The sequence below is a fragment of the Ferruginibacter yonginensis genome (assembly GCF_042651465.1).
Lineage (GTDB): Bacteria > Bacteroidota > Bacteroidia > Chitinophagales > Chitinophagaceae > Ferruginibacter > Ferruginibacter yonginensis.
In genome coordinates this window covers 148000-157953 of record NZ_JBHSCZ010000004.1, presented here as the reverse complement: position 1 = coordinate 157953, position 9954 = coordinate 148000, and the positions used below count along the sequence as shown (strand labels likewise).

Here is a 9954-nt window from a genome sequence, read left to right as displayed (position 1 = left end):
CCATACCGATCCGCCGCGGCGGATAAGCCCCTCATGTTATGGTGGTACTGCACAACAATGTGGGAGAGTAGGTAGCCGCCATATTTATTTAAGAAAAGCCTTTCAGTAATGAGAGGCTTTTTTTATGCATCTACTTCAAATAGTTGATCATCCATCTAACTCCAATCCTCTCTACCCCCTTGACATCATAAACATTTTATTATGCAGACCATACCGATCCGCCGCGGCGGATAAGCTAATCTTGATATGTTGTTACTGCACAATAATGTAAAAATGAATGTTGAAGTTAAATTGATGCTCGAAATGCCTTCTTGTATGCAGATGCTTTTTTGCATCCACTTGAAATACTTGATCATCCATCTAACTCCAATCCACTCTACCCCCCTGAAATCATACACATTTTATTATGTAGCCCATACCGATCCGCCCCGGCGGATAAGCCCCTCATGTTATGGTGGTACTGCACAACAATGTAAGAGTGAAGGTTGTAGTAATATTGATGCTAGAAATGCCTTCTTGTATACAGATGCCTTTTTGCATACACTTGAAATAGTTGATAATTTATTTTTAAGTATTGGTAAGATGTGCTTCTCGAAGAGGATTAAAATTTATAAGGAAAATGACACTTTATCGTTTTAATCTAACAAAATACCAGCTTATTTACTCCTGAATAACAGCTTTATACAGCTATCACAACTTTTTTCAACGTAACGCTTTTATTTATTCTGTAATGAAGAAATTAATAAATTATAAATGTTGTTGTTTTTGAATTTGTTTGTTAGTATTGAGAAATTTATTTCGCATGTGGTTTAGTATGTTATGCTTTTCTAGTAACATGTGTAATGCATTTTTTAGTGTAATGCGCTTACTTTTTAAAATATTAAACAGCATTATTTATTTTATAAATAATACAATATTCAGAGGACTTAGTATTTTCATTAGAAAATATGACTATAACACAACAAGCCTGTCAGAAAGTACCTGGTTTTGAAAATTTTTATAATAAATTTTTAAGAAGGATGTGTATAGATGACAGAGCGGATAGTACAAGTAAAAATTATGGGAGAAGTTTAGCTCATTTAGCATTACATTATTTGATTATTCCTATTCATTTAAGTTTAGATGAGATACAAGATTATTTGTATTTAATTAAACCTAAAGTAGACGGTGCTTCTTATAGCAATTTTAAATTTACAGTTTGTGCGTTGCGTTATGTATATAGAATGGAAGGATTAGATGAATTACGCATTCAACTTCCTGTATTAAAGAAAGGGAGGAAGTTGCCTATTGTATTAAGTAAGCAAGAAATAACTGCAATGATGAACTGTGCTTGTTTAATGAAACATAGGGTATTAATTGCGCTATTATATGGATGTGGTTTGCGTTGTTCAGAGGTTAGAAATATAAAGGTATATGATATAGACCTCGAAAGAGCTGTTGTACATATTAGACAAGCAAAAGGGCGTAAAGATAGATATGTTCCTTTGGGTACAAATTTGACAACCATATTAGAAAAGTATATTCGGCTATTTAAACCAACAGATTGGCTTTTTACTGGCAGTAGATGGGCCAATAATACTAGTAGATTTTTTTCTGTGTATGAACATCAATATGGACAGCGTAGTGTTCAATGGGCTGTTGCAAGGGCTGCACAACTTGCAGGCGTAAAAAAGCATATTAATGTGCATAGTTTACGGCATACTTATGCAACTCATTTACTTGAAGATGGTGTAAATATTTTGACAATAAAAGAACTTTTGGGGCATGCGAATGTGAAAACTACTATGATTTATTTACATGTTGCCCAGATTAACCATAGTAAAAGTTGTAGTCCACTTGATAGTTTAAAGGGATTAAAAGTAATTGGAAGTGTACAAGCAAGTTTGAATTTTGAATAAAATCGTATAGCTGTTTTATATGCACTACTGCTGATTAATGCTACACTGTTGACATAGCCCTGATAGTAGCGGCTACCCTGCAGCTGAAGCCCATGTGGGTGGGCTTTGTGGCGAAGCGTAGTAGCGAATAGCAGGATCAATAGTTGATTAATGGTTATTTGTTGGTAGCTCCAAAACTTTATTTTAATTATTATTTAATGTTTAAACATTGAAATTTATACTATATTTGTACTCTAAAAAATTAATTTATGAGTATTATTGATAATTTAAAATGGCGCTACGCTACTAAGCGTATGAATGGTAGTGTAGTTAGTGATGCAGATCTAGCTACTATATTAGAGGCTATAAACCTGACCGCAACTTCGTATGGTTTACAACCGTTTTCAGTATTGGTTGTAACTAATAGCGACATCAAAACCAAATTGCAAGCAGCGGCTTATGGCCAACCTCAGTTAGTAGAGAGTTCGCATGTATTGGTTTTTGCTATACCAGAAAAACTAACTGCTGCTGATGTAACCACATTTATTGAACATGTAGCTGCTGTAAGAAGTATACCTGTTGAAGCATTAGATGGGTATAAGCAAATGATTGTTGGTACTGTTGAAAGTTTAACAGCCGAACAACAACAAACATGGGCTGCTAAGCAAGCTTATATTGCCTTAGGTACAGCACTAACTGCAGCTGCAGAATTAAAAGTAGATGCTTGCCCAATGGAAGGCTTTAGTAAAGAGCAATTTGATGAAATTTTAGGTTTAAAAGCAAAAGGTTTAACATCAGCAGTGATTTTACCGCTTGGTTACCGATCAGAAGAAGATGCAACATCGCAATATATTAAAGTGAGAAAACCAATTGATACATTGGTACATTATGTAAAATAATAGTTAGTTAGTCAATAAAAAAATGCACTTTTAAAGTGCATTTTTTTTATTGACTATTATTTTGATTTATATTCTGCCAGGATAAATTTTAAGTGCTTCTTCTAAACACTCTGCAGCGGCTAAAATAGCATCAGTATTTAAAACATAGGCCAGCCTTACTTCATTTTTACCTAAACCTTTGGTACTGTAAAAGCCTGTTGCAGGGGCCATCATTAAAGTAGCACCTTCGTACGAAAACTCCTCTAATAACCACTGGCAAAATTTATCACAATCATCGATAGGTAATTTTGCCATTACATAAAATGCACCACCTGGGTTGGGGCAAAATACACCATCAATTTTGTTTAAAGCAGCAACAAGTGTGTCTCTCCTTAATTTGTACTCCGCTTTGGTAGTATCAAAATAATCATCTGGTAAATCAACAGCGGCTTCACCTAAAACTTGTGCATAGTATGGCGGACTTAACCTTGCTTGTGCAAATTTCATGGCAGCATCCATTACTGATTTATTTTTTGAGATGAAAGCACCAATTCGTCCACCACATGCACTGTAACGTTTGCTAATGGTATCCATTAATACAACATGTTGCTCTGCACCTTTAAGATGCATGGCACTGATATGTTGACCTTCGTAACAAAACTCCCTATAAGCTTCATCAGCAAATAAAAATAGTTGGTGTTTGATGATGATATTTTTGAGTGTTTCCATTTCAGCAGCACTGTATAAATACCCTGTTGGGTTGTTAGGGTTACACAGTACTATGGCTTTTGTTTTTGGTGTAATGGCTTTCTCAAATTCTTCAATAGGGGGTAAGGCAAAACCTGTTTCAATAGTGCTACTGATTGGTACAACTTTTACATCCGCTTGTACAGCAAAGCCATTATAATTTGCATAAAATGGTTCAGGAATAATGACTTCATCGCCAGCATCTAAACAAGCCATAAAACCAAAAAGTATTGCCTCACTGCCTCCAGTAGTAACAATAATATCGTTGGCTGTGATATCAATATTATTTTTAGCGTAGTATTCGGTTAACTTTTTACGGTAGCTTTCGTTTCCAGCACTATGGCTGTATTCCAGCACATGTACATCACAATTTTTTACAGCATCAATACATGCTTGTGGTGTTACAATATCAGGTTGGCCTATATTTAAATGATATACTTTAGTACCTCTTTTTTTTGCAGCTTCTGCAAAGGGAACTAATTTTCTTATAGGTGATGCAGGCATTGTAAGCCCACGTTTACTTATTTGTAGCATAATGTAAAGATACTATTTACTGCAATTTTAAAGTTAAAAAGCTGTTTAATTTATGGTGCCTGCAACCCATTGTAATGTTATGTTTGCTTTTTGTGCTTTAAATTTTAATTCGATTGATTTTTGTATTGATTCGAGTAACTTATTTTCTCGAGTGTTCACCAAAAATAAACTGCTTTCACCGTTATTAAATTTGAGTAACTCATTACGCAATAGTTGTGAATAATTGTTGATGATACTATTGGTTGCTGTCCATTGTGTTTGGTATGTAATAATTTGATTAGTATAATCGGCAATTTTATTATTGATTTCTTGTTGCTTTTGCTGTAAGGCTAATTGCGTTTCAGTAATTTTTAATTTAGCCATTTTGTAGGCGCCTCTACCTTCTCTAAAGCGTAAGGGAATTTTAATATCGATAGCCCATTTGTAATTGTTTTGAATAAAATTATTATTTACATTTTTAAGTACATTGTACTGATTATTTAAAAGGTTTGATTTTAAATTGACGGTTGGTAACAGGCTTTGAAATTTTAATTTTTTTTCAACATTTAAGCCATCTAGCTTAAAAAAGTACTGCTGAATTACCGGGTTGTTATTAGTACTATTAGGGTTTATGTTTAAATTGAGTTGCAATGAATCAGGTACCACATTTTCGAGTAAGTTGATGGGTGTTTGCTGTGGCGACCATAAAAAATTATTAATTTGATATTGAGCAGATTTCAATTTTATAAAAGCATCATTTTTTTGAATGATGAATGATTGGTACTGAGCATAAGCCTCAATAGTATCCATTAAAGGTTTATCGCCATTGATGAATTGTGATTTAACCAACTGCAAACGGTTATTACTATTGATAGCGTAGTTATTAAAAATCGTGAACAACTCATAGGCAGCGGCCCATTGATAGTAGGCTTCATAAGCATCTAACAATAAGTTGTTGATTAAAATTTGTTTTTGTGCATTATCATAACCCAATGCTATTTTGGCTTGTTGAAGTGTAGCCCTTCTACTATCAATGAAAAGCCCTTTTGCTAGTGGTATTTCAATACCAGCATAACTCGATTGGCCTTTGGTTACTTCTGTTGTAATAAATTGACCACCATTGTTTTCAATACCAGTTTTAATATCACCAATAGGTAATGGTATTTTTAATGATGCATCATTGTAGTAAAAATAATTTTTATCATTAAACGTTTTACGATCTGCCTCATATTGAATGGTTGGGTCAAAAGCACCTTTAGCCATTAAAATATTGGCATTGGCTTTATCAACCTGAATATTTGCAATTTTAGCAAGTGGATGATTGTTTTTTGTTTGTTGAATAAAATCAGCCAATGTTAAAATATTTGTTGCTTGTTGCGCCTTAACTTCAGCAATACATACAAGTGATAATACAATATTTAAAAATAATATTTTCATTATTTTTTTGGTTTTTCTTTTTGAACTGTGTAAAACTCAGGAGGAAAGCCATTAATGTTACGCCATAATTCGTAAATAATTGGTACATCTTTTAACAGTGCAATACCTTGTGCACCACTACCCATTTTTAAACTTTTTGGCCAAGGTTTATCTTTTTTATCCTCTGTAACCAATACTCTAAATTTACCATTGGTACTCACATTACTTTCAATTGCAGTGATAACACCCCCAAAGGTGCCGAAGCTGTTTTGCGGCCAACCACTAAAAACAATAGCTGGTATACCATCAAAAACAAATCTTACTTTTTGACCTTTATTAATGAGCGGTAAATCCATTGGCTCAACATACATTTCCACAGCGTAGTCAAAATGGTCAGGAACAATTTCAGTAATCATTTCACCTTCTTTCAAAAGCTCTCCAATACCGGCTTTTTTGGCTTTGGTAATTTGTCCGCTTTGAGGTGCTGTTATGTAGTATAGTTTATTACGAGCATCGTAGTTAGATAAAATATTTTCAAGTTTACTGATATCTGCTTGTGTAGATGCTGCATTTGAAAGTGATCCAAACTTTTCACCATTCGCTTTTGATATTTTATCAGCATACTCCATTTCAATAACTCCTTTTTCAATTTGTAAATTGAGTAGTTCTTGTTTGCTTTGCAATAATTTATTTTCCGCACCAACTTTTTTTGCAAAACCGTTTTGATAATTGATTCTTCGTTTTTCAAAATCAACTAATGAAATAGCACCACTGTCAAGCATATTTTTACCAGCATCTAATTGGCGCTTGTATACCATTAATTCGTTTGTTACGGCTATAACATCAATGCTATCGTTTTTAACTTTAAGTTGTTGTTGTTGAAATTTATTATTGATAGATGCTTGCTTTAAACTATTGCCCTGCGATAGTACACTGGTTTGAACAGTAGCGGTGGTGGCTTTGTTTTCATAAGCAGCCGCACTCATTTTTTTTGCTTCTATTTGTTGTTGTGTACGTTGAATGAGTGCAGGGTCAAAATATTCTACTTTTATTTCGCCCATTTGCAAAATGGTGTCACCTGCTTTTACAAAGTCGCCTTCTTTAACATACCACTTTACAATTTTTCCTGGAATGATGGTATTAATTTCTTGCGGACGTTGCTCTTGCATAATGGTTGTTACATTACCTTTTGCACGTATGTTTTGTGTCCACGGTAAAGCTAACACTACAATAAGTGTTATAAAAATTGCCCAACGCCACCATCTTCTTTTACTGGGTGCCCCAATTTTATAAATGTTTTTAAATGCATTTTGTTCGGCAATAGGTTCGGGTGTATCTAAATTTTTAAATAAATATTTGTGTTGTTGCATAGCTTATAAATTTATTTCAAGATGGTACCATCGGTTAATTCATGATAAGTAATATTGTTGACAGGTATATCGTTATTTGAAATAATGATACAAGTAATTTTTTTTGAGTGTATGTATTGTAACAATGCTTGTTGTTGAGCAGGTTTTAAATGACTTAGCGGATCTTCTAACAACAATATTGAAGGGTTACCTAACAGTGCTCTTAATAATAATAAGTTTTGTTTATTGTGTTGGTTTATTCTTTTACCTGTTGGTTCTATTTTAGTATTGTAACCATCTTTTGTGCCATTAATAAATTCATTAAAGCCAATTATTTTTGCAATAGGTAAAATTTCTTCCATCGTAATTAGTTTGTTACCCATTGTGAGGTTATCAATAATGCTGCCTCTAAAAATATCTTGCTTATTAAGCATAATGCCTGTTACTTTCCTTATTGATTGTATGTTGTAATTGTGTAACGGCACGTCGTTAAATGAAATACTACCACTGTAATTACTTAAAGCCCCAGTTAATATTTTTATGAGTGTAGATTTGCCTGCTCCAGATGAGCCTTTAATTATATTTATTTGATTGGCATTAAAATGAAGTGTAATATTTTTTAGCGCTTCACTACCATCAGGGTATGTATATGAAACATCTTTTAAATGTATATCAATTGGCTGTGTAGTGTTAAACTGTACGCTGCCATTTTCTTCTACATCACTATCGACAATTTTACCTAGTTTTTCAATGGATGTTAAACTTGTATAAACATGATCCATACTTACAATTAGTTTTTCAATTGAATTTATAATTAAAATAATCACAATATCTGCAGCAATAAATTGACCAATATTTATTTGTTGGTTTAGCAATAACCAAGTACCAACAATAAGCATGGCTGAAATGATGAGTATTTTAAAACCAACTAAGCTTTTAAACTGTGTAGCTAATATTTTAAAATGATTGGTGCGTTGGTTCAAATACCTCGATAGTAATTCATCCGTTTTTATATTATGCAATTGATTTTCTTTGCTGAATTTAAATGTATTGATAGTTCTAGCAACTTCTTGCAACCAATCTGCAATAGCATATTTGTAATTACTAGCTTGAATACTTGTTTCAAAACCTTCTGACGATGTTGCTTTTAAAATGATAGCCAATAGTATCAATAAAATTGCACCAAATGCTATAAATATGGGGTGATAAAATGAAAGTAGTAATAACCCTAAAGCTATTTGTGTAATAGCAGTTGGTACATCTAATAAAATTTTTTCGATACCTTTTATAAGATTGGTGATATCAAAATACCTGTTCACCACTTCTGGTAAATAAAACTGATCCATTTTTTGTAAATCAATATTGGGCAGCTTATCACTAATTTCAAAAGAATATCTTGCAAATATTTTTTGTCTTATACGTTCAATCACTTGCATTTGCCTTACTTGTACAATACCATTTACGATAACACCCAGTATCACAACTGTTATTAAAACAATAATTGATGTAGAGAGACTAGCTGCCATTACAAAACCAATAATGGATTGTATACCTAATGGTAAAGTGAGTGCAATTAAACCAGCAATAATGGCATAAAAGTAAACGCTGCCAACATCTTTTTTATCGACCAAAATGGTTTTATTAAGTTTTTTTATAGCGTTTCTCAATGAAGGTTTTTGAGCCATAATATTTTATTTTAAGCAAAGTTATAAAACTATTTTTAATAATAGTAATACTATTACAAATAATATTTTATTAACAATAAGTAAATGTTTTACTATATTTGCAAAAAGTAAGTGTATGCAGTTACAGTTTAATGTAAAAATGAACGACAAGCTATTTCTGCGCAACCCAGAAGGGACTGAAATAGGGAAACTTATTATTAGACAATCAATTAAAATGATTGCTGATATGGGTTATGAGTTATTTACTTTTAAGAAACTAGCCATAGAAATTAATAGTACGGAAGCTACTGTATATCGTTACTTTGAAAATAAACACAGGCTATTGATATACCTAGTTGATTGGTATTGGGCATTTATAGAGTTTCAAGTAATGTATCAAATAAATAACCTCACTACTGCTGAAGATAAAATAAAAAAGGTAATAGATATTTTAGTTTGGGAAGATAATGCTGCAACTGTTTTTAGTGAGTTAGATGTTACATCGCTTTACTACATTGCAATAGCAGAGGGCAGTAAAACTTATTTAAGTAAAGATGTTGATGTAAATAACAAAGACTTTTTATTTAAGCCTTACAAAGATTTATGTGCAAGGGTTGCTGGTTTATTTAAAGAGTATAATAAAAATTATAAGTATGCAGCATCTTTAGCAAGCACCATTATTGAAACATCGCACCAACAATATTTTTTCATGCATCATTTGCCTCGATTGTGCGACTTTTCTAAAAAGAAAAATCCAAAAGAGATTGAAGCATATTTAGAGCACATTGTTTTTAGTGCTTTAAATGTTCGTTAAACACAAGTATACCAATCAGCATTTTTAATTAATTGTGCAGGGTAATTATCTGGTTCATAGTTACCATGTAATACTTTTTGCAACATTGTTTTTTTGTTAGCACCTGTTACTAAGAATAACCTGTGTTGGGCATTATTTATAAATGGAGCCGTAAAAGTTATTCTATCCATATTTACTTCATTTACATAAATATTTTTAACCAATGCTGTGGTTTCATGTAATATACTTGTGTGTGGAAATAATGAAGCGGTATGTCCGTTATCGCCCATGCCTAGTAGTACAATATCAAATACAGGAAAATTGTTTTTAAAAAATTGTTGAATGGTTAGTTGATATGCAGCAGCAGCTGCTGCAGGTGTTAAGTGAACGGGTATAGTAAAAATGTTTTCTTTTGGTATGGGCACTTCATTTAACAGTACTTGATAAGCTTGGTAACTATTATTTTGAGGATCATTTGCAGGAACACAACGCTCATCACTCCAAAATATAAAAGTTTTTTTCCAGTCAATTTTGCTTTGATATGCTGGTTGTACCAATACTTGGTAAAGTATGTTTGGCGTACTTCCGCCTGAGAGGGCAACACAAAATCGTCCGTTTTTTTTTATGGCTGCTAATCCTGCAGCAATAATATAATCTGCTGCTGCTATGGCTAACGTATTTGTATTGCTGAAGTTTTTAATTTTATGTGCCATAATG

The 9954-nt window shown here is 32.7% G+C and carries 8 protein-coding genes; 3 read left to right on the top strand and 5 right to left on the bottom strand.

Annotated features, from left to right (window positions below; translation table 11 throughout):
• Positions 1-947 precede the first annotated feature (947 nt).
• Positions 948-1898: a tyrosine-type recombinase/integrase gene (locus tag ACFOWM_RS13165; RefSeq protein WP_379710915.1), complete on the top strand. Its 951-nt coding sequence runs from the start codon at positions 948-950 to the stop codon at positions 1896-1898.
• A 248-nt stretch (positions 1899-2146) separates the two neighbouring features.
• Entirely contained in the window at positions 2147-2776 is a 630-nt protein-coding gene (locus ACFOWM_RS13160) for a nitroreductase family protein (protein WP_379710913.1), read from the top strand.
• 66 nt (positions 2777-2842) lie between these two features.
• Here ACFOWM_RS13160 and ACFOWM_RS13155 read toward each other — a convergent pair whose 3' ends face one another.
• Genes ACFOWM_RS13155 through ACFOWM_RS13140 form a run of 4 tightly spaced genes read right to left on the bottom strand, consistent with a single transcriptional unit; the run spans position 2843 to position 8465 of the window.
• Positions 2843-4036, bottom strand: a complete 1194-nt coding sequence (locus ACFOWM_RS13155) for a pyridoxal phosphate-dependent aminotransferase (protein WP_379710911.1) — start codon at positions 4034-4036, stop codon at positions 2843-2845.
• Positions 4037-4081: 45 nt separating this feature from the next.
• Positions 4082-5452 carry a TolC family protein gene (locus tag ACFOWM_RS13150; RefSeq protein WP_379710909.1) on the bottom strand — a complete coding sequence of 457 codons (1371 nt, stop codon included), beginning with the start codon at positions 5450-5452 and terminating at the stop codon, positions 4082-4084.
• On the bottom strand, positions 5452-6801 hold the full coding sequence (locus ACFOWM_RS13145; protein ID WP_379710907.1) for an HlyD family secretion protein: 1350 nt from the start codon (positions 6799-6801) through the stop codon (positions 5452-5454). Before ACFOWM_RS13145 ends, ACFOWM_RS13150 begins: the two co-directional genes overlap by 1 nt.
• Positions 6802-6812: 11 nt before the next feature.
• On the bottom strand, positions 6813-8465 hold the full coding sequence (locus ACFOWM_RS13140) for an ATP-binding cassette domain-containing protein (RefSeq protein ID WP_379710905.1): 1653 nt from the start codon (positions 8463-8465) through the stop codon (positions 6813-6815).
• 115 nt (positions 8466-8580) lie between these two features.
• Here ACFOWM_RS13140 and ACFOWM_RS13135 point away from each other — a divergent pair, with 115 nt between their 5' ends.
• On the top strand, positions 8581-9258 hold the full coding sequence (locus ACFOWM_RS13135) for a TetR/AcrR family transcriptional regulator (protein ID WP_379710903.1): 678 nt from the start codon (positions 8581-8583) through the stop codon (positions 9256-9258).
• Here ACFOWM_RS13135 and pgl read toward each other — a convergent pair.
• Positions 9255-9950 carry a 6-phosphogluconolactonase gene (gene pgl, locus ACFOWM_RS13130; RefSeq protein WP_379710901.1) on the bottom strand — a complete coding sequence of 232 codons (696 nt, stop codon included), beginning with the start codon at positions 9948-9950 and terminating at the stop codon, positions 9255-9257. The two genes, ACFOWM_RS13135 and pgl, sit on opposite strands and share 4 nt — an antisense overlap.
• Positions 9951-9954: the final 4 nt, after the last annotated feature.

Coding starts and splice junctions, on each gene's coding strand:
- ACFOWM_RS13165 (WP_379710915.1), top strand. CDS start 948: ATGACTATAACACAACAAGCCTGTCAGAAAGTACCTGGTTTTGAAAAT.
- ACFOWM_RS13160 (WP_379710913.1), top strand. CDS start 2,147: ATGAGTATTATTGATAATTTAAAATGGCGCTACGCTACTAAGCGTATG.
- ACFOWM_RS13155 (WP_379710911.1), bottom strand. CDS start 4,036: ATGCTACAAATAAGTAAACGTGGGCTTACAATGCCTGCATCACCTATA.
- ACFOWM_RS13150 (WP_379710909.1), bottom strand. CDS start 5,452: ATGAAAATATTATTTTTAAATATTGTATTATCACTTGTATGTATTGCT.
- ACFOWM_RS13145 (WP_379710907.1), bottom strand. CDS start 6,801: ATGCAACAACACAAATATTTATTTAAAAATTTAGATACACCCGAACCT.
- ACFOWM_RS13140 (WP_379710905.1), bottom strand. CDS start 8,465: ATGGCTCAAAAACCTTCATTGAGAAACGCTATAAAAAAACTTAATAAA.
- ACFOWM_RS13135 (WP_379710903.1), top strand. CDS start 8,581: ATGCAGTTACAGTTTAATGTAAAAATGAACGACAAGCTATTTCTGCGC.
- pgl (WP_379710901.1), bottom strand. CDS start 9,950: ATGGCACATAAAATTAAAAACTTCAGCAATACAAATACGTTAGCCATA.